We start from the raw sequence: 23,837 nt of genomic DNA, 5'->3' as shown, positions 1-23,837 counted from the left end.
GATCGGCAGCTTGGCTATCCCCTGTGGTTATTGTGAAAACAGCGGTTTCGTGCTATGGAAGTTTATCTACTGCGCCATTTTTTCGATCGACCTCAAAGTGTGTTCAAATTTTTAGCGTCCAGCCCAATGTGCGATCGGGCGTTAGCGCTACTAATTGAATCTTGAGCGATCGAGGTGCAAAATAGCTGGTAAAAGTATAGTCATTTATAGACATGGGAGGCTTCAAGCCCCGCCCCTTTCACTTTTACTTTGAGCGGATTGACCCGCCTCGGCTGAACTACGCAGCTCCCTATCCCATTGCTAAACGCATTTGAGATTGCTTTTCTGAGGATATTGTACGAACCGTTAACATCAGAATTGATTAATTGACCAATTGATGTTTTGTACAAACCTCGTTTAATTCGCTTGCCCGTGAAAACGGGGTCTTTATCAGTTTTTCCGTAAACTGGGATTGGGTCTAAACCCAGGAAGTTCGCTCGCGAGGTGTAGGACTCTTCTTGTACAATTACTTCGATTCCAACCAGTCGAGCTTTGTAATCCAACATCTCGATTAATCGAGCGTGAGGAATGCTGACAAAGTTTTGGTTAGTTTGCTTCCCTAGATCGATCTCGGTTTTCCATTGTGCATTCTTACCAATTACTAGCGTCCCAATTTGTTTCGCTACCAAATGGTCAACAATTAGGCGGCTTGTGTGATGCAAGTAATTATCAACTTTTTGGTGGCGACAGCGAGTTAAACGCTGAATGCGACATGAGGTTCTGCGATTTCTTTTCAACTGACATTGCAACTTGGCTTTGCGCTTGTTGTAGAACTGGTTGATAGATTTCAACGGTCGCCCGTTAACCAACAGTGGGGTAAACCCCGGTTGACTTGAAGTTAGCGCCGCTAAATTATCCAGTCCTAAATCAATGCTAGCTACAAAGTTGTCACCACTAAAGGTGGACTCCGGTTCCTCATAAATCACCTCCATTACATAGCAATCGCATTTGGGAACTAATCTGACTTGGCAAATTCGAGCGGGATTAATTTTAGTTTTGATCGAAAGGTCAGCCCCCGAAAGTTTAATGATTCCCTTTTTCAACTGTTTGCTGCTAATTGCTTGAATTGTGTAAACGAGAATGTTTCGTCCTTTAGTTTTATCTTTGTATTTCGGCAGTTTTGGGCGACCAGTGAATTTAGAGGAATCCGTTTTGTAAGCTTTAACCGCTTCAAAGAATGATTTCCAATTCTTGTCCAACACCATTAAGATTTGTTGGCTAACCTTGGCAGGTAAAGCCTTGTACGCTTCGTGAGACTTCATTAAGCGGTTCATTTCGTTGTAGCCGACATAGCCCCATCCATAAATAAAACTCTGACGAATGACGTAGTTGGCGGCATTGTAGAGATTCTTGGATTTAAAAGCTAGTCGATCAATTTCAGCGAAACGGTGTTCCGTAGATTTAATGATATGTCGTTCTGTTAACTGCATTTAAGGCTTTTATTTTTTAGATGGCGCGTATTTCACTCGGCCCCTATGATAATATCATCATACTACTATTGCTTATAAGTGCTTACAAACTCAACGAAGTTTTACAATACGCATTTTAAGGAGCAAATCATGCAGCCAGAACAGCGTCAGCGAGCGATTGGGGCGTTTGAAGAGTTTTTGAGGGCGCCACTTGAGGAACGATTGCAACACCAGCAGAGTCGAGTTGCCGAATCCGAGGCGATCGCCCTTTTCCAAAAAGTCGCTGCCACAGTACCAGCTTACCAGACTTTCCTAGCTGAACATAACATCAATCCCGCCTCAATTCAAACCTTTGAAGACTTCCAAAAATTGCCGCTAATTACCAAAGAGAATTATTTACGCTGTTACCCGCTACCTCAGTTGTGCCACCAGGGCAAATTAGAAACTTGCGATTTCATTGCTGTTTCATCGGGTTCGACAGGAAACCCGACATTTTGGCCGCGTTTTATCAGCGACGAGTTGCAAATTGCCGCTCGTTTTGAACAAATATTTCACGACAGTTTTTCCGCCGATACTCGCTCAACTTTAGCTGTGATTTGCTTTGCTTTGGGGACTTGGGTTGGGGGAATGTACACGGCGAATTGCTGCCGCTATCTAGCGAGTAAGGGTTATCCCGTTACAGTTGTAACGCCTGGGAATAATAAGACTGAGATATTTCGAGTTGTGCAGGAACTTGGGGATCATTTCGAGCAAGTAGTATTGTTGGGATATCCGCCGTTTATCAAAGATGTGATTGATAGCGGAATTGCTGGGGGTGTGGAGTGGCAAAAATATCGAATTAAGATGGTGTTTGCGGGGGAAGTGTTTAGCGAAGAATGGCGGAGTTTGGTGAGCGATCGCACTAATTCTGACAATCTATATTACAACTCTGCGAGCCTTTACGGTACTGCCGATGCGGGCGTTTTGGGCAACGAGACACCGCTGAGCATTTGCATCCGCCGCTTTTTAGCCAACAATCCAGAAGCAGCACGCAATTTATTCGGGGAATCGCGGTTGCCAACGCTGGTGCAGTATGATCCGAAAAGCCGCTTTTTTGAAGTGAATAATGACGGCACGTTGTTATTTTCTGGCGACAACGGTATCCCGCTAATACGCTATCATATCTCGGATAATGGCGGTTTAATTTCTTACGAAGCAATGCTTAATTTTTTGGCTGAATGGGGATTTAACCCTGTTGCAAGTTTGCAGCAAGCAGCAGGTATGAAAGTTTCTGATTTCCCCAGAGGAATTCGCTGCTTGCCATTTGTCTACGTATTCGGGCGATCGCACTTTACCGTTTCCTACTTCGGTGCTAACATTTACCCAGAAAATGTCACCGTAGGTTTAGAAGTTCCCACGATTCGGGAATGGGTAACGGGAAAATTTGTATTGCAAGTCAAGGAAGATGCGGATCAAAATCGCTTTTTATCGGTGGTTGTGGAATTAGCAGCGGGGGTGGAGGGCGACGAGGAGATGCAGCAGGCGATCGCATCTTCAATTCTCGCGCAATTGCGGCGGCTAAACAGCGAATTTGCTAATTACGTGCCGCCAGAATATCAGTTACCTGTGGTGACATTAACTGCGATGGGCGATGCGGAGTATTTTCCGATTGGGGTGAAGCACCGATACACGCGGCAGTAAACCGTGTTTTTGTGAGTAGGACGATCGCTAAATTGTATCGGGATCAATATTTAATTCTCGCAGTTTCGCGGCCAGGCGATCGGCTCGTTGAATCTCCCTTCCTGCAACCTCTTCAGGAGTAGGGACAAGCTCTCCTTCTGCTGTAAAGAAACGCAATTTTCCGCCACAAATTCCGAGACTCAAATCGAGTTGTTGACTCCGCAGATGCCCGGATTCGTTCGGTGTGATCGGTTGATATTCCCCGTCAAGTAAATGAAACCCAGCTAATTCTAAAGTTTCTGGGTCAAACCAAAAGTAGTCGTGAGTGCGAAAAGTATCTTGATAGAGTTGTTTTTTAAAGTTTTTGTCTATATCCGCTGTTTTGGGAGACAGGATTTCTATGATAATATTAGGGTACTTTCCGTCTTCATCCCAAACTACCCAGCTTTTCCGAGTTTTTCTTTCTGTTCCGAGTACCACAAAAAAGTCTGGGCCTCGGAAGTCTTTCGATTTGAGTTGCTTGGGACTGTAATAAATGGTGAGGTTTCCAGCAGCATAGAAATCATTTCTATCTCGCCATACCCATTCTAGACAGTTGAGGAGTAGGATTATTTGTCGGAGATGCAGTTCTGTTTCCACGGGAGGTTCGTCACTGTATAAATCGCCTGAAGGAAAGATAACATTTTCTGGTATCTCTTGTTCTGGTATTTCTTGGGTAGTAGCTAATTCTGCGGTTGCGGACATGGCTGCTGGGTGAGGAGTAAGAGGTTGTGTGTCTATTTTAGCAAGCTTTTCATATCTCTGCCGATCACTATTCTGAAAGCCCGATCGCGCTTTTTGCCGAAAAACGCGATCGAACAGCGAACAATTAGTCTTTAACTATTAGCAATTATCGTTTTATTGACCGTCAGTTTGTCTGAGAGCCGCCAGAATTTCCGGTCGTTTCATGCGCGCGTAGCCCCGCACTTTCCTGTCTTTGCCGATCGCCTTCAAGCGTCTCAGCGAAAGACTTTCGTAGTCATCCTCTGGGGACGGGGACGGAAACGGCAACTCCAACTGCAACTGCGGTAACTGAGGTTTCTGCTGTGCTTTCGACTGCTTCTTCGGCTGCGTTTTTGACTGCTTCTTCGGCGGTGCATCGGGCTGTATTTCTGAGTGCGTAGCTGTGGCTCCCAGTTGGTGGCGGAGCGTTTTGATTTGATTTTTCAGGTCATTTTCTACTTCTTCAATGGCGTCGGAAACAAACTGATTAATTGTTTCGACTGTGCGTTCTAATTTTATTGATAGCAGTTTTTCCAGTTCATCCAACTGTCTCAAAGCACCTTCAAGATTTACCTCAGAAATAACAACCGATGTTGGCGGACGGTTGCTGCTCGATTGTTCAATTTTTTTAGCCATTTTATCTACCTTTTCATGAAATGCTTTTTCTACTTGTTCGAGCAAATGCTTAATCTGTTCTATTTGATTACGCTCAAAGTTCTGCTCAGTTAGAGCTTTTACGTGCTTTTTTAGCAGGTCTTCATTTTTTTTAACAGATTGTTCTATTTGTTTTGTTAGACTATCTATCTTTTTTTGAAATGATAGCTCAAATTGTTGCAGTAGAGTCTCAATTTGTGCCGTTTTAGGAGTCGGTTGCGGAGCTAAATGTTCCATTTCAGCTTGAGCAACAGCGACCTCCTCGTCGGTCATTTCAAATACCCAGGCCCACATTTGCTCGATGCCAAGTTCTTTAGCAACAATACACCAATCTGAGCCGCAGACCACTTCATATTCTTCTTCGTTGCTGTAAGCTTCGGTAGGGCGTACAATTAAAGGAATTAAGTTGCTGCCTTGCTCGATCAGACTTCTCCTGAGAGCTTCGCGACGTTCGCGAGGAATTTCGCCCCGCTGAGGCTCTGGTACTGCTATTTGGGAAGTGTAAATCTGACTGTGACTAATGGGCTTAATCCGCAAATATTCAACTATTCGGTTTTGATCGGACAATCGATCCATCTTGTTACAAGTCCCCTTTTGTCATTAAAATCTGCTGTGTAGGTATTTATGTATGTTTGCACTTTACAGCCGGCGTTTTAAGGGATGCAGGACTAACCCAAGAACTCAAATTGTAAGGTGCGAGACAAACACCTTACCCAGACCGTGGTAAGTTAAAGGGTTTCTTGGGCTGAGTCTTCCAAGTCTGCGATCGAACTCGGTTATCTGGGGGAGATATGCCGTTGCTGCTGTAACTGTGCGGCTGGCTGTGCGGTGACAGCCCGATCGGCAAAAGTTACTGCAATTCCTAAAAAAGCGACTGTGATGAGTTTAACTGCCTGCGGGACACCAAGCATACACTGCTTTACTCATCTTTACTTTTTTACTTTTTTTGGCATCAGGGCGATCGGGCTGACGTTGCGAATTACGATCGCAATTTCGATTTATACGAAAGCCAGCTTTAATATCGTCCTTATTCTTTAGTCTCAACCGAGAGGGACGGAAGTTTGTGTAGGATGGGTTTTAACCGCCGAGTCATATCGGGTTTTTCAACTTTTGTCGGGCGGGTTGTCAGCGCCCCAAAAATGCAATTGAGATGGCTGAAAGCTTATAAATATTTTTGCCACTTGTCAATAAGCTTAATCATTGTTTTCTCGCCTAACCCTTTACCTTTCATGCGTTCCAACACATTTTCAAAAGATGCAAACTGCTGCAAACCTCGCTCTTTGATGATTTGTTCTATTGTTTGAGCTTTTATGCCAGCATTTTTCAAATTTGTAGCCAATTTAAATTTATCTTGAGTGTTGAGTGCTTCCAACAGCGGAACAGGTTTGGGAATCCGACTTTCAACATCTTTAACCCTCTCTATCAACGCCTGTTTTTCCCGCGTATACTCGGCTTTTAATTCATTAATTCTGTTTTCCAATCTATTTTCAATATTTGTCAGTCGCTGTTCAAAGCTGGAGGAATGTTGAGGCACCTCACTTACAAATTTATTGTCAGTGCTTGCGGTTTTTCTGAGAATTTCAAGTTGTTCGAGGAGAAGTTCTTCATTTTCTTCTTCCAGGATGAATGCTCCGATTGTCTCCCCTTTTTGAGGTTCTATTTCCTTTGCTCTCGCCGCCGCATAGTATTCAAAGTCTCCGTCTACTATTTCGTAAGCATCCATACCGTTTCGGCGGACAATTATCGGATTAATCAATCCTCCTGACTCTAAAATCAGTCGCGCTAATTTGTCCAAATCAGACTCTGCAAAATTGGAACGGGGAACTGCGGATGTAATTTTTTTAACTGCAACCAGTGACGGAGATAATTTTTTCATTAGTTTTTACCTATTTTTTCCAAAACTTCTATTGCTAGCATTTCAAATTCTTGGGATGCGATGGAATCAGGCTTAAAGTCTAGCACTGAAATCGGATCGGCGATTTCCATATTTCCCACGATTTGAAATTGTTCTGCACACTTTGCTAAATCGTCTCTCTCGTAAATTACGCTGTCCATGATTTCAAAGCCGTAGCGTTTGGGAATTGCCTCCCTCCGCTTGGGCAAACTGTACTGTACAAATTTAGCATTAGTTGAGATTTTGCAAGCAAGTACGCCTAAAACTTCTAGAGGTTTCTTGCTAATTTGTTTTTTGAATCCGTTGACTTTTTTAATAAAATCCTTGACATTAATCAGTCCTTGATTTGCAAAAGGTTTTAAGTCCGAAGGAATAATTAAATAATCCGCCGCAATTAGGGCAACTCTAGCATAAAAATTCAACGAGGGTGGCGTATCGATCAGTACAATATCATAGTTTTCCTGTACTTCTGCTAGTTTCTGAATTAAAATCATTCGGCTGTAATCTAGTTGATTGAGCTCCGTTTCATATTGCATTAAATCGATGTGGGAAGGAACTACATCAATTTCGGGATGGCAAAAATTAGACTTGCGAGCTACTTGTGCAATCGAGAAAAAGTCTTCTGATTGCAAAACTTGAAGAATATTATTATCTTTCAAATCGTCTTGTTCTTCATCCTCAAATTTAACTAAACCTGTGGCAAAGGTTGTATTGGCTTGACTGTCTAAGTCTATTACCAAGACTCTTTTACCTTTCTTGCTCAGCGCAGCAGCTAAATTGACGACAGTTGTAGTTTTGCCAACGCCACCTTTGTTATGGTAAACTGCAATGATTTTCATACTATTTTGCCTTTTTTGGGGAACGGTTACATCGGATTTAACTTGAGGCTTAACTGGATATTTTTCAGGTATTTGTTCCGGTTCAGAGATTTGACTTGTCTCAGGTTCTGCGGTGGCGGGATTGTTGGGCTGTACTGGGACTTCGCTAATTAACTCAGGACTAACCAAGTTAATTTTACTATCTTCCAGTTCGAGATTATCGGGATTTTTTATAAATTTTAAACGATCTCTGCCAATTAAAGTGATAATTTCATCAATTCTCTTTTCAAGGTCTTTTCCAGCACACTTAAAGACTAGCTGAATATCATCGGCAACTCTTTGGTAAATTCTAATTTCTTTACCGTTAGTTATGAGACCATAGCGGATGCTCAAACTTGTTAAATAGCGAGTGAGTTTTCGCAGGTGGCGGTCTAAATTTTCCTTCGGATGTTTAGCCTCCATAACTACACTCATCGGTGAGTCTGCATCGACTACTATGGGGATAACTTGGGTGGCAAATGAGAGGAAGTCGAGACGAATATTCCCAAATGCTATTTCTTGGTGCCAAGTGTCGGGCGTATAGCCTAGTTTTGGTAGCAGATAGCTGACAATGAGTTTGCTTTCTACTTCACTTTCGTTGCGACAGTTATTGGGATTGAAAGTCATTCGATTTTAGATTTTAGATTTTAGATTTTAGATTTTAGATTTTAGATTGGGAATGACTGATTTAATAATGGTACGGATTGTGATATTGACAGTAGGGTACGCATTCCTCAATACGGTTCAGTTAAGCTCGATCCCCCCTAGCCCCCCTTAAAAAGGGGGGGACAAGAAGACAAGAACTTACTCAAAGTCCCCCAACAATCAGGGGGATTTAGGGGGATCTCCTAGGAATAAATAGTTTTAACTGAACCGTATTGACGCATTCCGCACCTTACACAAGCTACGGATTGTAATATCGAAAAACCCGGTTGTGTTTGACAAACCGGGTTTTTCTGGCATTTATCGCGTTTAAAACTTACTTTGTTTTAGCGTTAAATTCCTGCAATGTTTGATAGCCACCAGCGGGATTGTACAAGTGACAGTTGTCGGCAATCCGCTTCATTAAAGACCAAGAAAATTTTGTTTCGTAGAGATGATCTTGCCAATTTTCCTTTAAGCTGCTGTGGGCGAGGCGCAAGTTGTACCAGGGAATAGCAGTCGAAAGGTGGTGGGGAACGTGGACGTTAATGTCGTGGCACAGAAACTCTACCCAGCGGGGATAATCGCAGTGAACTGTTCCCGACAGTTGCGCTTGGGCTTCGTTCCATTCTTCGGGTTCTTTAAATGAAATATCTGGTGCTGTGTGGTGGACGATCGTAAAAGTGCTCATCCAGAAATGGTAAACCAGCCAGGGCATCAACCAAAATTTGACAAATCCCCAAATGCCTGTGGTTGCAATTAAAATCGGGAATCCGATCGCAGCACCGATTAAAACGACAAAAACTGAAAACCGCACTTGTTCTTGTTTCTGTTGACCTTTGAACCGCCACCACATAAAGTGTACTTTGGCCCAGTGGGCGATCGAGCCGATCCACCACATTGGACCAAATATTAAACTATAAGCTATTTGTAAAGCCTTGGGCGCAGCAGCGTAGTCTGCTGCTGTCATCGGGTGCCAAGCATTATCCTCGCCAAGTTTATTGGTGTGCTTGTGGTGGTAATTGTGCCCGTGCCGCCATGCGTGAAACGGAAAAATTAACGGCAAAAATGCGAGATGTCCGACTAAATCGTTTACCCAGCGGCGGTTAGCAAATGACCGATGACCGCAGTCGTGACCGATCACAAAAAAACCGGTTAATCCGGTGCCTGTGAAAATCCACATTAGGGGTAGTAGAAACCAAGGAGAGACTGCTATGCCCCAGTAACCGACAGCAACTAAAAGAACGTTGACAATTACTTTTGTCCAAGCTTTGCGGGGGTTTTTGACGAATACTTCCCGCGGCAGGGTTTTGAGAATATCTTTGAGGCGCAGGTTGGAAGTGTCACTTGCGGATGTCAAATTTAGTGGTTTTTCGATCGATGCTGTCATAAACTGATTTCGATTCTCCGTATGCCATGAGGATGGCTTAACAAATTAGCGCAATAAAAAAGCGCCGTAAAATGTCAGCTCGTTGCCAGCAAGCAGCAGACGAGTTGAGCTGTAGGCAAGCGCGTTTTAGCAAAAGCTAGCGATCGCTATCCGCAGTTAGGAATTTCTAGCACTTTCGGCAAAAAACACTGCGGGTAGCAAAACCTTTGTTTTTATAACACAGGGGCAGGACAATTAGCATTAGCGACTGTTGTCTGCTAATTGCTGTTGCTGCCCGCAATGGGGTCGATCTCCCGCAAGCCAGCGATCGAGCGTTGCTGTTTGAGGCTTTGCACTTCCAGCAGCAAGGATTCGATTTCTGCTTGCAAGTGCAGGAACTTGACTTGCTGATCTGCTTGGTAGGGGCACTTCACCAAATCTACTTTGCGGGCAAAAGTGGTCGATAGGGTAGAAGAACTAGCCATTTCGGGGTTGCTCGCGGTGACTTGAGGCCGAGAAAGAGTGGATGAATTATTTGACATTAGTAATTGAGTAGACATATCTACACATTCACACCATTAAGTTACTTTAACCTGAACCGATCGTATTAAACATCAAATTAACCGATCGAGCTAAAATTAGTGTAAATTCTTTGGCCATTGCCTAAAACCATTGACATCGTGACCCTGATTCTACCTGCTACTGACTCTGTTGCTAACTCCGCTGCTAACTCCGCTGCCCGCGCAGCCGAGCCGAAACGCTACGGCTGGCCCGGCTTGATCGAAGCTTATCGCCCCTACCTGCCGGTGACGGAAACCACGCCGGTAGTAACCCTCCAAGAAGGCAATACTCCCCTGATTCCAGCACCTGCGATCGCATCTCTCATCGGTCGAGACGTGCGCGTCCTGGTCAAATACGACGGCCTCAACCCCACTGGTAGTTTCAAAGACCGGGGGATGACAATGGCGATTTCCAAGGCAAAGGAAGCTGGTGCCGAGGCAGTAATTTGCGCCAGTACCGGCAATACTTCGGCCGCCGCCGCCGCCTACGCCAGACGCGGGGGAATGCGAGCTTTCGTGTTGATTCCCGAAGGTTACGTGGCTTTGGGCAAGCTGGCGCAAGCTTTGCTTTACGGTGCGGAAGTAATTTCGATTGGGGGAAATTTCGATCGAGCTTTAGAAATTGTCCGCGAAATGGCTGTTAACTACCCCGTGACATTGGTCAACTCCGTCAATCCTTACCGCTTGGAAGGTCAGAAAACCGGAGCTTTTGAAGTGGTGGACGCTTTGGGCGATGCGCCCGACTGGCTGTGCATTCCGGTGGGAAATGCGGGAAACATCACAGCATACTGGATGGGCTTTTGTCAATACCACCAAGCCAAAAAATGTTCGCGCTTGCCGCAGATGATGGGATTTCAAGCAGCCGGAGCTGCGCCGTTGGTAACGGGCTCACCGGTATCGCACCCAGAAACCCTGGCGACAGCAATTCGGATCGGCAACCCCGCTAGCTGGAAACAGGCGATCGCAGCTTCCGAAGCCAGCCGCGGCAGTTTTGCCGCAGTCACCGACGCCGAAATTCTCGACGCTTACCGTTTGTTAGCATCACAGGAAGGAATTTTCTGCGAACCAGCAAGTGCAGCTTCTGTGGCCGGTTTGCTGAAGGTAAAAGACCAAGTTCCGACTGGGGCGACGGTGGTTTGCGTGCTAACTGGTAACGGTTTGAAAGACCCGGATACCGCCATTAATCACAGCAACAATCAATTTAAAAGTGGCATTGCTCCGACTTTGGATGCAGTAGCTGGGGCGATGGGATTTTAATAAGTTAGTTGGCAGTTTTCGGTAATGTTCTTTGTATCCTCTGGGGTTTTTTAAGTCGGATATAACTGGTTCCCAGGCTCTGCCTGGGAACGAGAATGGGCAGATTCTAAGGACGAGGAACCGAAAATTTACTAACCAATCCCCGCAGTCAGAAACGATTTCGGATTGATACCGATTAAAGAAGATAAAACGCAAGATAGATTTTACGGCTTTTGATTCGATCGCAGTTTATAATTATGTTTAATTTATTGCATTGAATGATAATCATGAATAATTATGATCCTGTCGCCAAAGGGATTATGCAGGGAAATCTAGGTGGTTTACAAGAAGAGCAAGGTGAATTTGAGACGGCAAAACAGTCTTACTTTGATGCGATCGCTGCCTTCGATGCTGCTTTACTTATTCAACCGGATGATACCAGGGCTCTCAAATGCAAAGCTAGTGCGCTGATGAGTCTGGGTGATGTGCAAGAAAAATTATCTGAGAGACAGGAATCACTCAAGAATTGGCAAGAGGCACTGAAAACATACAATCGATTTTTGGGGATGGAACCTCATAAAGAGCGCATTCGCTATATTCGCGATGGGCTGCAAAAACGTCTCGATAATTTGGATGAAGATACTGCCAGCAGTTAGCTCGATCTAAATAGGTAAAGATGCGGTATTCAGCAGATCGATATACTTTAACCATTCTACGATGACCAAACCTACTGCAACCCTGTTAATTGCCTGTCCCGATCGCAAAGGACTCGTCGCCTTACTTGCCAATTTTATCGCGTCCCACAACGGCAATATCATCCACGCAGATCACCATACGGATTTTACCACCGGATTATTTCTGAGCCGACTCGAATGGCAATTAGATGATTTTGACTTAACCACCGAACAAATAACACCTGCTTTTAGTGAAATTGCTAAGGACTTACAAGCCAATTGGCAATTGCATTTCTCTCATAAAATTCGACGCATCGCAATCTGGGTAAGCCGTCAAGATCACTGTTTATTAGACTTGATTTGGCGACAGCGAGCGCAAGAAATCAGAGGTGAAATTCCGCTGATTATCAGCAACCATGAAAATTTAAAGCCTCTTGCGGCACAATACGGTATCGACTTTGAGTATATTCCCATTACTAAAGATAATAAAGCTATTCAAGAAGCACAACAGTTAGAAATTCTTAATAAGTATAAGATTAATTTAGTAGTTTTGGCTAAATATATGCAAATCTTGAGTCAAGACTTTATCAGAAAATTTCCCAATGTGATTAATATTCACCATTCATTTTTACCCGCGTTTGTGGGTGCAAATCCCTACGAAAGGGCTTATGAAAGAGGGGTAAAAATTATCGGTGCAACAGCCCACTATGTTACACCAGATTTAGATGCTGGCCCGATTATCGAACAAGATGTTGTGCGCGTCAGTCACCGCGATGAAGTGTCTGATTTGGTTCGCAAAGGTAAAGATTTAGAAAGGGTTGTGTTAGCAAGAGCGGTGCGATATCATTTACAAAATCGTGTTTTAGTTTATGGCAATCGAACAGTGGTTTTTGCTTGAAAGTTATGCCTGATATCAATCCTGGTTTGTTACTCATTTAATCCCTCGGCGAGTGAGATCAATTCCGGTTGCACGAGCCAAGTGCAGCGACTCCCAAAGTTTGCTCAGCTTGACATTTGGCATGACTGGTGATGCTGTTAAGATTTTCTGTTGCCGTCTTGTTGCGATCGCCCTTGCGTCAGTTTTCGCACAGAGTTACTAATACGACGAGGTTTCGGAACTTTACCTTTGTCTACTGGCCATCCTTCACGTTGCTGGGAGTGATCGCCATCGGTTTCTTCGGTTTGATCGTACAACAAGATGTTGCGCGTGGGATAAGGCAAATCGAGGCCGTTTTCCACATATAGCTTTTTTTTAATAGCACAAATTACCTTGTCGCGCGATCGCAGATCGTCAATTCGGCGCGGCGGAGCAATCCACCACCGAACGCGGATATTGACCGTACTTTCTCCTAGATCCATCGCCAGTACATCGGGTGCAGGAGCTTTCAAAACCTCCTTCAGGCTGTGCAATGCTTCCAGGATTAACTGCTTAGCCTGGTCAATATCGTCGCCGTAACCAATACTAATATCGTATTCCATGCGGCGTTTATCGAAAGCAGTATTCACAGTCACCGTATTCGTAAACAATTCGGCATTAGGCATGACAATCCGCCGACCATCATAGGTTTGGATTGTTGTAGCGCGCGTCTCAATATTTTCTACCGTTCCCTCAAAGTTTTTAAACACAATTTGGTCATCGATTCGGAACGGTTCCGTCAACAGAATTAGGATACCTGCTAAGAAGTTTTGCAATATCTCGCGAAAGGCAAAACCAATTGCCACCCCGCTAATTCCCAGCAGTTGCACCAAATCGCCAGCTTTCAATGTGGGAATTATAATCGAAAGAGAAATAAATAGACCAACTAGAACGATCAGACTCTGAGCTAACCGTCCTAACACCAGCCCCAAATTTCGAGCTTGGTGGTGCTTGCGGGTAACTCGCCTGACCACTCTCTTAATTTGCCGACCCACAAAATAAAAAATTGCAAAGACAATTAACGCCAGCACAATATTAGGCAGCACGATCAGAAAGCCGTCGATCATGCTCTGAATCTTTTTCCAGACTAGGGATATCTCTGCCCTCATGAAGTTTCCTCGCGCATCAATCGTTGTCGATAGTAGTAAAATTTAGCTCGATTAAGTTCTATCTAAAGACTGTAGGTGAGTACGACGCGAGGAAGATTTTTTGGCAGTCCTCAAAATTTTGAATGCGGATTATAGGTTGGGATATAGTACAGTTACATCAATTAGTAGATTATCCGTAGGTGCGGAATAATAAAAAAGCTGATAGATTAATGCAGCCTAATTGCAGTTAAGGCAAAAACAACGCATTGCTGACTAAATCCCACCTGCTAAGGAGACTGGCCATGCCGAAAATTCCTGAATTTGTAACTCCTAATTCCCAAAGGGCGGTAGATCGAGTAACTGATTTTTAGAAGGTGGAAGTTGGGCGGAATTTTTGCCTGGGGCGGAAGTTTGGCGGATTTCCAGAGCAGTTTCGCCAGGATTTGCAGTGCGAGTAGGTACTATTTCTAAAGAATATACTGTCTCCGTTTTTGCAGGGGCAGGATTTTGGGCTTTCGTGAGCAAGTCAACAGCATCTCCGAGGGCGCTAGTTAAATTTTTGCTAGTTTCGGCGTGACGGGCTTCTTCTTGTTTGAGGGCTTGAGTGAGTTGTTTAACTTGTTCGATCGCCCGATCGCGCTCTTCGAGAACTTCTGCTAACTTAGCTTTAAGTTCGCCTACTGTTTGGAGTTGTTCGACTTCCTGCTGGCGAGCAACTCCAGCATCGTCGCCTTCGGGCATAATGGGGGAAAAATTTTGTAATTGCTCTATTTGTGCTTCCAGAGAAGCGATGGTTTGTTGAGTTAATTTAGCATCATTCCGCCGCTGCTCGGCTTCAGTATTGTAGAGTTGACGCCACTGCGCCGCACTTTCACCGGCCTCATCTCGATCGCGCGAAACTTCTGTTAACTGCTGTTGCAGCCGCTTGATTTCATCTAACCACTGTCTGACATCCTGAGCCATAATATTGATTTTAGAGTTTAGATTTTAGATTTTAGATTTTAGATTTTAGATGGGGAATTGGGAATTGGCAATTGCGAGTTGATAATGGCTTAACTAATTAACGACTTGTGTACCTCATCTTTCGCCCCCTTGCCTGTGCGCTATGAACATTTTTTACTGGTTGCGCTACCTGATTTTAGCTTTGTTTAAGGCATTTTTGAGGCTGCTTCGAGCTCTCAAACGGAAATTTGGGGGTTTTTGGCTGTTTTGTAGGTGTTTGACTTGGGGCACACTCAAGGAAGTCGCCGCGAAGGCAGGAGAACAGCGCTTACCGGGGCTATCTGCGGAAATGGCCTACAATTCTATGCTGGCGCTGTTTCCGGGGCTGTTGGCTATCTTATCTGCGATCGCTCTGTTTGAACCTTTGCAGTCAACACTTTATCAAATCGCCCGTCTTTTGGGCGAAATTATACCCGATGACGTGCGGAAGTTGATTGGTGGCTTAATCAAAGAAATTTTGTTAACTCGCAGTAAAGGGCTGTTTTCGGTGAGCTTTCTTGGAGCGATTTGGGCATTTTCTGGAGTAATGAGCGCGGCGATGGCTGCACTCGATCGCATCCATGAAATCCCTAGCGATCGAACTCGACCATTTTGGAAAGCAAAACTTATTTCTCTGGCGCTGAGTGTCGGCACAATTATACTATTGATTCTGGCATCGGGAGTAGTCTTTGTCAGCGACTTAATTGTACAAGCTATTGCCCGCCAAAGTTGCCTGCTGGAGTCCGTCGCCAATTGCGATTTAAAAGATGTCCAAAATTGCTTGCTCCTCACCGACAATTGCCCTTTGGAGTCGCAACTGTTAGGTGTTTGGCGGCGGTGGCGGTGGCCGATTTCTTTAGGAATTGTATCACTGACTTTTGCCTTTGTTTACCGCTACGGGCCTAGCCGCCGTCAACCAGATATTCCTATTTTGTCGGGAGCTGTTTTTGCTGCTATTTTGTGGGCGCTATTTTCAGCTTTATTTCGGTTTTATGTTTTACACTTGGGCAATTACACTTGGACTTACGGCACGATCGGAACTTTTATTGTGTTGCTGCTGTGGCTCGATCTTTCTTCTTTGGTGATGCTGATCGGCGCTCAATTGAATGTGACAGTGGGAAAGGCAATGAAACAATCAAAATTAAAATAAATTGTTAAGTTTTAATTGTTAATTCTTATTTGTTATTTGCCGGATGCTGGCTTACCGACGGAGTAAAGTGCTGAGGATACCCGCAACAAAAGACAACAAAATCAGTATCCAGATAACACCACCGGGAATGAATGTCAATATCCCAACACCTCTGAGAATCCAAACTAGGAGGGTGAGGCCCAGGATAGTCAAAAAGAGGCGGGTAGATAGTCGCATTTGAAATCTAGGAGAATTAGTCATGTTGAATCTTAAAGTTTTGTCTGGATCAATGATAGCTGCTTTGCTGGCGATCGGCAGTTACCTCACCTTAATTTCCGAGCCCGGTTCCACTATTGCGCCAAGGGGTGCAAATAAGTTGGGGGAAGCGGCCAATGCTGCTCAAAAAACGCCTGCTGCAAGTTTAACAATTTCCGATCGCACAATTGGAGCGGCGAAGGTGGGGATGACTTTCGGACAATTGAAAAAGGCTCTGGGTTCCACGGCGCAGTTTAAGGTAGAGTCTCCTTTTATGGTAGACTTTGATGCTGTGGCTGTCAGGCAGTCGGGAAAAGTGCAATATCGGATTATCTACGCTGCGGGTACAAAGCTAAAAGATACCGATGTCATTGAACTTTTGATGACTGAGAATTCTAATTATAAAACAGTTCAGGGCGTCGGGCCGGGAATGACTCTGAAACAAGCTGAGGCAATTTACGGCAAAGCTACTTTATCTTATAACGTGGATAATGAAATGAGAGAAGGGGTTGTATTTGCCAAGCAACCCACTAGAAACATTATGTTTGTCCCCCAGGCTAAAGGGAAACAATTTGCGGGAGTTTATGGCGCTGGTCAAGGGGGATTTTATCAGACTAATAAGTATCAGCCGAATGCTGTAATTAAGTCTGTGATGGTGCGGAAATAAATTATTAGAGACAGCCCAACAGATAACTCGGCGATTGAAATCGCGTCTACAAAAACTCTCGTCCCAGCAGAGGGAGACTCAAGAAAGGAAGGACGATCGCACTTATCAACAAAAGTGCGATCGCCCAAATTAAATCAACTCAAAACAGCCGGAAAATTACAATTTATAACCGGCTGGCGAGGGAATTGGCACAGCGGCCCAACACCGATAAACGGTTGCTGTCTCCACTTAAATCGAACACAACCTCAAACTTAACGTGAGGTATAGTTTGTCGCAGAAACTGAAAATGCCCGTCTGCATCTGAACGACTGCGGAAGCGGGCGACAATCATCCATTGATGAGAAGGTAACAGACGGGCGATCGCCCAACAACACAAGCGGTCTTTATAAGTCATAATTGAATACACTCCATTGATATTTTTGGAGCCAGAGCCAGCCCGGAACCTTGGACAGTAAGGGGCTGGCTTCTGACGTTTTAAGGCCTGAGCCTTATATACACTAATAGCATAATTTGATGCCATTGACATCAAATGACACAAAAATATATCAAATGGTGTTGGAGTGTAAAATTGAAGACAATTGAAGTAAAACCATGCCAGCCCATGCCTTCACGAATGCGAGTCACAGTTACCCTGCCAGAAGACGTTCATCAAGCCTTGTCCGAATGGGCTGAAGAAGAAGATAGAACCCTTGCAAACCTGCTATCCCATGTGGCAGCTAAAGCAGTCAGAGAGCGCCAAGAGCAGAAAAAGGAAGAATCAGAAAGCGATCGCCCTTAAGCGATGACCACGGCGTAAGATGGAGTTTGTTGAAATGTTTTGCAGTACAACGAATGGCTTCACGGGGACGAGTTACCGCATATTTGCCAGAAGAGATTCAAAAAGCTCTCGAAGAATGGGCAGAAGAAGACAGCAGATCCGTTAGCAGTTTGGCAACGTACCTGCTGACGAAATCTGTTCGAGAACGCCAAGAACAGAAAAAAGATAAATCAGAAAGCGATCGCCCTTAAGAACGATCGCCCGCAATCCCATCCGCGTCCATCCGCGTCCATCCGCCTACATTTGCGGTCAAAAAAAGAACCATCGCCTCAAAAAAATAAGGTGGGCCGCAGCCCACCCTACTCAAATTATTTCGCAGTCACCAATTGTGCCGGCAGCCGCTTAAACGCCAACCTTTCATTCTCGATATCCACAAAAATGGTATCGCCGTCAGCAAAATCTCCCCGCAAAATACCCTTCGCCATTTGCGTTTCCAACTCGCGTTGAATTCCCCGCTTCAATGGCCGTGCACCGTACACCGGATCGTAACCAATTTCTGCTAAGAAATCGATCGCAGATTCCGACAATTTCAGAGACATTTTGCGATCGGCTAACCGTTTTTCCAAGCGCTTAACTTGCAACAGCACAATCTGCCGCAGTTCGGCCTTACTCAAACCGTGGAAGATAATCATCTCATCAATCCGGTTCAAGAATTCTGGGCGGAAAGTTCCCCGCATCGCTTCCATCACCCGACTCCGCATTTGTTCGTTATCTCCCGCCACATCTAAGATGTATTGAGAGCCGACATTCGATGTCATAATAATCACAGAATTCTTAAAGTCTACTGTGTGACCTTGAGCATCGGTAACGCGGCCATCATCCAGAATTTGCAGCATGATGTTGAATACATCCGGGTGCGCTTTCTCGATTTCATCGAATAGAATCACGGAGTAAGGGCGGCGGCGCACAGCCTCAGTTAATTGTCCACCTTCATCGTAGCCAACGTATCCCGGAGGCGCACCAATTAACCGCGAAACCGCGTGTTTTTCCATGTATTCCGACATATCAATTCGGACGATCGCTTCTTCCGTGTCGAACAGATAAGCCGCTAATGCTTTGGCTAACTCGGTTTTACCAACACCCGTGGGGCCGAGGAAGATAAAACTCGCAACCGGACGATTTGGGTCGGCTAAACCTGCGCGCGATCGTTGAATTGCATCTGCAACCGCCGTCACTGCTTCATCCTGTCCAATTACCCGCTTGTGCAGTTCATCTTCCAAGTGCAGAAGTTTCTGCATTTCCGATTCAACCAACTTGCTAATCGGAATTCCCGTCCACTTGGAAATAATCTCCGCAATGTCACCTTCCGTGACTTCTTCCCGCAGCAAAGTTTTACCTGTGGTTTGAGTTGCTGAAAGTTGAGATTCAGCTTCTTGCAGTTGTTTTTGTAATTCCGTTAACTTGCTATATTTCAACTCAGCAGCACGGTTCAGGTCATATTTTAATTCAGCTTGCTGAATTTCAATATTCACCTTATCAATCTGTTCTTTAATCTTTTGAATGCTGCCGATGACACCTTTTTCCGATTGCCACTGGGCATTCAAAGCGCTTTGCTGTTCCTTGAGGTTGGCTAAGTCTTTTTCCAGTCTTTCCAAGCGTTCGATCGAAGCCGCATTGCTTTCTTTTTGCAGCGACAGTCTTTCCATTTCTAGCTGCAAAATCCGGCGATCGATTTCATCTAGTTCTTCCGGCTTGGAGGTAATCTCCATTTTGAGTTTAGCTGCTGCTTCGTCCACTAAATCAATGGCTTTGTCTGGCAGGAAGCGATCGCTAATATATCGAGTAGACAAAGTAGCGGCCGCCACTAGGGCGCTGTCGGAAATTTTAACGCCGTGGTGAACTTCGTAGCGTTCTTTCAAGCCCCGCAAAATCGAGACAGTATCTTCAACTGTTGGTTGGTCAACATAAACTTGTTGAAAACGACGTTCTAGTGCCGCATCTTTTTCGAGATACTTGCGGTATTCGTCGAGAGTGGTAGCGCCGATACAGCGCAATTCTCCCCTCGCTAACATGGGTTTAAGTAAGTTGCCGGCATCCATCGATCCTTGAGTTGCACCGGCCCCGACAACGGTGTGAATTTCATCGATAAATAAGATGACTTTGCCGTTGCTGTCCATCACTTCTTTGAGCACCGCTTTCAAGCGTTCTTCAAATTCTCCCCGGAATTTTGCACCAGCAATTAACGCGCCCATATCTAGGCTAATTAATTGTCTGTCTTTGAGAGATTGCGGCACATCTCCGGTGATAATTCGCTGGGCTAGTCCTTCGGCGATCGCAGTTTTGCCGACTCCCGGTTCCCCAATCAATACCGGGTTATTCTTGGTACGACGGCTCAAAATTTGAATCGTGCGACGGATTTCGTCATCCCGTCCGATTACCGGATCGAGTTTGCCTTGACGCGCAGCTTCAGTCAAATCTCGGCCGTATTTTTCCAGCGCTTCGTATTTGCCTTCTGGATTTTGATCGGTCACTTTGTTCTTCCCTCGGACTTGGGTAATGATATCTTTGAGCTTGGCTTCATCTAGTTTAAATTCTTGTAGTAAATTTTTGCCAAAGCGATCGTCCTTAACGTAACCTAGTATCAAATGCTCGATCGAAATAAATTCATCGCCGTAGTCTTTGCGATAAGTTTCGGCGCGATCGAGCAAAGTGTCGAGAGAACGACCTAGATAAACGTTGCCGCCGCTTCCAGTGATTTTGGGCTGACGACTGATAAACTCATCAGTGCGATCGCGCAATTTTGCTACAGAAACTCCAGCTTTGTTAAATAAGCTGCTAGCAAGTCCCGATTCTTGTTCCAGCAAAGCTTTCATCAAATGTTCGCTTTCTAGCTGCTGCTGCTGACCTGCTTTGACGATTTCGGGGGTGCGGGCGAGGGCTTCCCAGGCTTTTTCAGTAAATTGGTTTGGATTATTCGGTTGCATATATTTTAATTCCCTGCATTAAAAATGATCACTGCTGTAGAGGCAATTGCTTAATTCCCCGTACAATTGTCATTGTAGGGAGTTGCGGAGGGGGGGCGGATCGGTGTTCCCCTATCTTGAGATAGGTATTTCCGTCCTGTGTAGCAGTCCCTCGCAAGGAAAAGCAAACTTTCGCGCCTAAAAGTTGGACTCTTGGATAAAACTGAGATGTTGCACCATTGTCAATAAGCTTTTTATGAACAGGCAAGATGCCTGTTCCACAAGAAAATTCACTCTTTGTGGAACAGGCATCTTGCCTGTTCTTGAGAATAGTGCAAGATGTGAGATAAGACCAACTCTCACATTAAAAATGCTTTCTAGTGCCACTTGAAAAAACAGCACATTCTTAAACAGTCTCCTGCTGCGGAAAATGGAGAAACACTCATGTAAATAGGAGAGAGGACTTGAGAAGCGTCACAGTCCTATAGCTAAACCCGAAGCGTTATTGTTTTACTCATCAATAACAGCCGCTAGAACTCTCACACCTGGAAAATATAGCCATGAAAATTTTACCTTTAATTTCGTTAGGAATTATAGCAAGTTCCGCGATCGCACTTGCCCCTGAAGCTTTGGCAAGTACCTGGCGTGCCGCACACCGGATGTCTGGTTTTTCCGCCGACAGCAATTACTACTTGTATCTAGAAAGTTCCAGAGATACTGGAGCGGGAATTCCCAAAGCAGAATTGCAAATTGTCCAAGTTGCTGCAAATTCGTGCATCAGAAATGGGTGTATCGAAACTAAATATGGCGAACCCGACTCCAATAAAAGCACTAAAATGGCAGAAGATGACTTGCTTAAAAAAAGTTGGAATAGCAGGCAAACTTTGAAGTTAACTCCTCCTCAAGCTGGAACTAAACTGAACATTATTTCTCGTACTCCCGGAGCCAATGGAAGCGAGACAGTCGCCGTCAGAGTCAATACAGCAAAGCCTTTACAAATTCGCCTGGAACAGCGGCAAAAAAATGCTTCTGCTGGCAAAGAAAGCGCGGCAATGCGTCTTGTAATTAATCATAACGGTCGGCAGCGTGTCCTCGGAACCCTGAACAATTTTCAAGATTGGGTGTTCTCTTATTCCATCCGAGAAGTTCGTTTGTCTCCGAATCGGCGCAATGTCGTTGTCCTGCTGGACAAGACAGAACGCACTTTTGAAGGAGTCTTGAAAACTACTGTTGTACAAGGCTTTGTTCTTTAGGCTTGCTATATTGCCAGGTTTTAACCTGGGAATTATCAAAACTTACGCAGAACCCCTATATAGCAATCCTAAATCATTTGTGAATTTCTTACTCCCTCCCCTTGGTAAGGGGAGGGCTGGGGTGGGGTAAAAATTTACGACTCCTGCAAGGATTGCTATTTTACTATCTCTAGACCGAGATGAAATCTTCAGAACCGATGAGATTGGGAGCAACACCTATCAAAGAAGCTAAAACTTCACCGCTGCTGGCTACTGTAATTAATGTGCCGTCAGTTCCCGGCGAAATTGATAGCTGTCCGAAGGTCAAGCCATTGATTAATTGCACGGTATCTTGAGACTTGACGAAATTAACGATTGTATCAACTCCCAATCCGGCACCTAAAACAAAAACATCGTTGCCCCCACCGCCGACTAGAATATCGTTTCCTAAACCGCCGTTGAGGGTGTCAAAACCTTTGCCACCATTCAGGACATCGCTGCCGTCGCCCCCGACAAGCATATCGTTGCCTCGTAAACCCATAAGTACGTCATTCCCTTCCACACCGTTGATGATGTCGTTGCCGCTGGTGCCAAACAGGATGTCGTTGTCGGGACTGCCGTTGATGCTGTTATCAGGAGGGTTATTGCCTGGAGTGCTGCCGGTGTCAGAAACAAAGACATCGAGGCGGCTATTGAAAGTAAAGTTAGTATCCCCCGGTACGAGGTTACTAGCCTCAGATGAAAACGCTACTTTCTGCCCATCTGCAGAGATGGAGGGCTCAAAAGACCCGCTGTTCCCCTGATTACCGGCTGAGTCAACAGAGACGCGGGTGGTGGTATTCGTCAACAAGTCCCGCACGAAGATGTCGTGTCTATTGTTAGTATCCCCCGGCACGAGGTTGGAGGCAGAAGAATCAAACGCCACAAATCGCCCGTCGGCTGAGATGGAGGGGCTGAAGACGGAGGAATCGTTCGCCTGATTGCCGGCTGAGTCAACTGAGACACGGGTGGTGGTATTGGCTAGCGTGTCCCGCACGAAGATGTCGTGTCTATTGTTAGTATCCCCCGGCACGAGGTTGGTGGCATTAGAGGAAAATGCCACAAATCGCCCGTCGGCTGAGATGGAGGGTTCGCCGAACCCATTATTCCCCTGATTACCTGCTGAGCCAACAGAAACGCGGGTGGTGGTATTCGTCAACAAATCCCGCACGAATATGTCAGGGTTATCGTTAGTATCCCCCGGCACGAGGTTGGTGGCAAAAGACCTAAATGCCACAAACCGCCCGTTGGCTGAGATGGAGGGTGCGCCGGAATACTTGTTTCCCTGATTGCCTGCTGAGTCAACAGAGACGCGGGTGGTGGTATTCGTCAACAAATCCCGCACGAAGATGTCAGGGTTATCGTTAGTATCCCCCGGCACGAGGTTGGTGGCAAAAGATAAAAATGCCACAAACCGCCCGTCGGCTGAGATGGAGGGATCGACGGAAACGTCGTTCGCCTGATTGCCTGCCGAGTCAACTGAGACACGATTGGTGGTATTGGCTAGTGTGTCGCGCACGAAGACATCGTTTTTATTGTTACTGTCCCCCGGCACGAGGTTGGTGGCATTAGAGGAAAATGCCACAAACCGCCCGTCGGCTGAGATGGAGGACCAGACGGAAATGCCGTTCGCCTGATTGCCTGCTGAGTCAACTGAGACGCGGGTGGTGGTATTAGCTAGAGTGTCGTGCACAAAGATATCGGATTCAGCGTTAGTGTCCCCCGGCACGAGGTTGGATGCTGGAGATCCAAACGCCACAAACCGCCCGTCGGACGAAATGGAATGAGAGGAGGATACCGATGGACTTTGATTGGCCTGATTGCCTGCTGAGTCAACTGAGACGCGAGTAATATTCATAAACCCTCATATTTCAATAGTCCGAACTGTTTTTATTTCGTAGTCTGAAACCCTCGGTTTTCCCTTGGTAGCTCGATCGCCTTGGAGCCTTGAAACCCTTATTCTACGGCTGGTAATCAAAAACTGTCCGAAGTATTGATATTTAAGAGTACAACTTTGGAGATGGGTTTTGCGATCGCACGGCAATTGGGGCTATT

Annotated in this window: 22 protein-coding genes; 9 read left to right on the top strand and 13 right to left on the bottom strand. The window is 45.3% G+C overall.

Features of this window, described 5'->3' with window-relative positions:
* Positions 1-200 precede the first annotated feature (200 nt).
* Entirely contained in the window at positions 201-1,469 is a 1,269-nt protein-coding gene (locus QUA03_RS13490; protein WP_333212747.1) for a transposase, read from the bottom strand.
* Positions 1,470-1,598: 129 nt separating this feature from the next.
* Between QUA03_RS13490 and QUA03_RS13485 the strand changes: the two genes are divergently transcribed.
* On the top strand, positions 1,599-3,128 hold the full coding sequence (locus QUA03_RS13485) for a phenylacetate--CoA ligase family protein (protein WP_333212746.1): 1,530 nt from the start codon (positions 1,599-1,601) through the stop codon (positions 3,126-3,128).
* 27 nt (positions 3,129-3,155) lie between these two features.
* On the opposite strand, the gene QUA03_RS13480 is transcribed toward QUA03_RS13485, so the two are convergent.
* From QUA03_RS13480 to QUA03_RS13450, 7 genes are all read right to left on the bottom strand, one after another.
* Positions 3,156-3,851 (bottom strand): Uma2 family endonuclease, encoded by a 696-nt coding sequence (locus QUA03_RS13480; protein ID WP_333212744.1) that lies wholly within the window; start codon positions 3,849-3,851, stop codon positions 3,156-3,158.
* Positions 3,852-4,004: 153 nt separating this feature from the next.
* Positions 4,005-5,099, bottom strand: a complete 1,095-nt coding sequence (locus tag QUA03_RS13475) for a Rho termination factor (modular protein) (protein ID WP_333212742.1) — start codon at positions 5,097-5,099, stop codon at positions 4,005-4,007.
* A 200-nt stretch (positions 5,100-5,299) separates the two neighbouring features.
* Entirely contained in the window at positions 5,300-5,434 is a 135-nt protein-coding gene (locus tag QUA03_RS13470; RefSeq protein ID WP_333212740.1) for a hypothetical protein, read from the bottom strand.
* A 251-nt stretch (positions 5,435-5,685) separates the two neighbouring features.
* Positions 5,686-6,399, bottom strand: coding sequence for a ParB N-terminal domain-containing protein (locus tag QUA03_RS13465; protein WP_333212738.1), 714 nt, complete (start codon positions 6,397-6,399; stop codon positions 5,686-5,688).
* Positions 6,399-7,901, bottom strand: a complete 1,503-nt coding sequence (locus QUA03_RS13460; RefSeq protein WP_333212737.1) for an AAA family ATPase — start codon at positions 7,899-7,901, stop codon at positions 6,399-6,401. Before QUA03_RS13460 ends, QUA03_RS13465 begins: the two co-directional genes overlap by 1 nt.
* Before the next feature lie 352 nt (positions 7,902-8,253).
* Complete coding sequence (locus QUA03_RS13455) at positions 8,254-9,306, bottom strand: fatty acid desaturase (RefSeq protein WP_333212735.1); 1,053 nt, start codon at positions 9,304-9,306, stop codon at positions 8,254-8,256.
* A 257-nt stretch (positions 9,307-9,563) separates the two neighbouring features.
* The gene (locus QUA03_RS13450; RefSeq protein WP_333212733.1) at positions 9,564-9,845 is read right to left on the bottom strand and encodes a hypothetical protein; all 282 of its coding nucleotides are present in this window, start codon (positions 9,843-9,845) and stop codon (positions 9,564-9,566) included.
* A 120-nt stretch (positions 9,846-9,965) separates the two neighbouring features.
* Here QUA03_RS13450 and thrC point away from each other — a divergent pair, with 120 nt between their 5' ends.
* The 3 genes from thrC (at position 9,966) to purU (ending at position 12,653) form a co-directional block, all read left to right on the top strand.
* Entirely contained in the window at positions 9,966-11,102 is a 1,137-nt protein-coding gene (gene thrC / locus QUA03_RS13445; protein WP_445304851.1) for a threonine synthase, read from the top strand.
* A 266-nt stretch (positions 11,103-11,368) separates the two neighbouring features.
* Positions 11,369-11,737, top strand: a complete 369-nt coding sequence (locus QUA03_RS13440) for a hypothetical protein (RefSeq protein WP_333212732.1) — start codon at positions 11,369-11,371, stop codon at positions 11,735-11,737.
* Between the two features lie 61 nt (positions 11,738-11,798).
* On the top strand, positions 11,799-12,653 hold the full coding sequence (gene purU / locus QUA03_RS13435; RefSeq protein ID WP_333212730.1) for a formyltetrahydrofolate deformylase: 855 nt from the start codon (positions 11,799-11,801) through the stop codon (positions 12,651-12,653).
* 137 nt (positions 12,654-12,790) lie between these two features.
* Here the strand turns inward: purU and QUA03_RS13430 are convergent, their stop codons facing one another.
* Together QUA03_RS13430 and QUA03_RS13425 are read right to left on the bottom strand one after the other, a co-directional pair.
* Positions 12,791-13,780: a mechanosensitive ion channel family protein gene (locus QUA03_RS13430; protein ID WP_333212728.1), complete on the bottom strand. Its 990-nt coding sequence runs from the start codon at positions 13,778-13,780 to the stop codon at positions 12,791-12,793.
* Between the two features lie 309 nt (positions 13,781-14,089).
* The gene (locus QUA03_RS13425) at positions 14,090-14,722 is read right to left on the bottom strand and encodes a hypothetical protein (protein WP_333212727.1); all 633 of its coding nucleotides are present in this window, start codon (positions 14,720-14,722) and stop codon (positions 14,090-14,092) included.
* A gap of 142 nt (positions 14,723-14,864) precedes the next feature.
* Here QUA03_RS13425 and QUA03_RS13420 point away from each other — a divergent pair, with 142 nt between their 5' ends.
* Together QUA03_RS13420 and QUA03_RS13415 are read left to right on the top strand one after the other, a co-directional pair.
* Positions 14,865-15,890 (top strand): YihY/virulence factor BrkB family protein, encoded by a 1,026-nt coding sequence (locus QUA03_RS13420; RefSeq protein ID WP_333212725.1) that lies wholly within the window; start codon positions 14,865-14,867, stop codon positions 15,888-15,890.
* Positions 15,891-16,128: 238 nt separating this feature from the next.
* Positions 16,129-16,791, top strand: a complete 663-nt coding sequence (locus tag QUA03_RS13415; protein ID WP_333212724.1) for a hypothetical protein — start codon at positions 16,129-16,131, stop codon at positions 16,789-16,791.
* 163 nt (positions 16,792-16,954) lie between these two features.
* Here the strand turns inward: QUA03_RS13415 and QUA03_RS13410 are convergent, their stop codons facing one another.
* Entirely contained in the window at positions 16,955-17,185 is a 231-nt protein-coding gene (locus tag QUA03_RS13410) for a hypothetical protein (RefSeq protein WP_333212722.1), read from the bottom strand.
* Positions 17,186-17,392: 207 nt separating this feature from the next.
* Between QUA03_RS13410 and QUA03_RS13405 the strand changes: the two genes are divergently transcribed.
* Both QUA03_RS13405 and QUA03_RS13400 read left to right on the top strand, forming a co-directional pair.
* Positions 17,393-17,569, top strand: coding sequence for a ribbon-helix-helix domain-containing protein (locus QUA03_RS13405; protein ID WP_333029546.1), 177 nt, complete (start codon positions 17,393-17,395; stop codon positions 17,567-17,569).
* Between the two features lie 53 nt (positions 17,570-17,622).
* Complete coding sequence (locus QUA03_RS13400; RefSeq protein WP_096829277.1) at positions 17,623-17,799, top strand: ribbon-helix-helix domain-containing protein; 177 nt, start codon at positions 17,623-17,625, stop codon at positions 17,797-17,799.
* A 117-nt stretch (positions 17,800-17,916) separates the two neighbouring features.
* Here QUA03_RS13400 and clpB read toward each other — a convergent pair whose 3' ends face one another.
* Positions 17,917-20,532 (bottom strand): ATP-dependent chaperone ClpB, encoded by a 2,616-nt coding sequence (clpB, locus tag QUA03_RS13395; RefSeq protein ID WP_333212720.1) that lies wholly within the window; start codon positions 20,530-20,532, stop codon positions 17,917-17,919.
* Between the two features lie 539 nt (positions 20,533-21,071).
* Between clpB and QUA03_RS13390 the strand changes: the two genes are divergently transcribed.
* Positions 21,072-21,764 (top strand): DUF2259 domain-containing protein, encoded by a 693-nt coding sequence (locus tag QUA03_RS13390; protein WP_333212718.1) that lies wholly within the window; start codon positions 21,072-21,074, stop codon positions 21,762-21,764.
* A 169-nt stretch (positions 21,765-21,933) separates the two neighbouring features.
* Here the strand turns inward: QUA03_RS13390 and QUA03_RS13385 are convergent, their stop codons facing one another.
* Positions 21,934-23,640, bottom strand: coding sequence for a calcium-binding protein (locus QUA03_RS13385; RefSeq protein WP_333212717.1), 1,707 nt, complete (start codon positions 23,638-23,640; stop codon positions 21,934-21,936).
* Positions 23,641-23,837 lie beyond the last annotated feature (197 nt).

The sequence above is a fragment of the Microcoleus sp. S36b_A4 genome (genome assembly GCF_036700645.1).
In the GTDB taxonomy this organism is placed as follows: domain Bacteria; phylum Cyanobacteriota; class Cyanobacteriia; order Cyanobacteriales; family Microcoleaceae; genus Microcoleus.
Note: the sequence above shows the minus strand (reverse complement) of the source record. Positions and strands in the feature narration are given on the sequence as shown.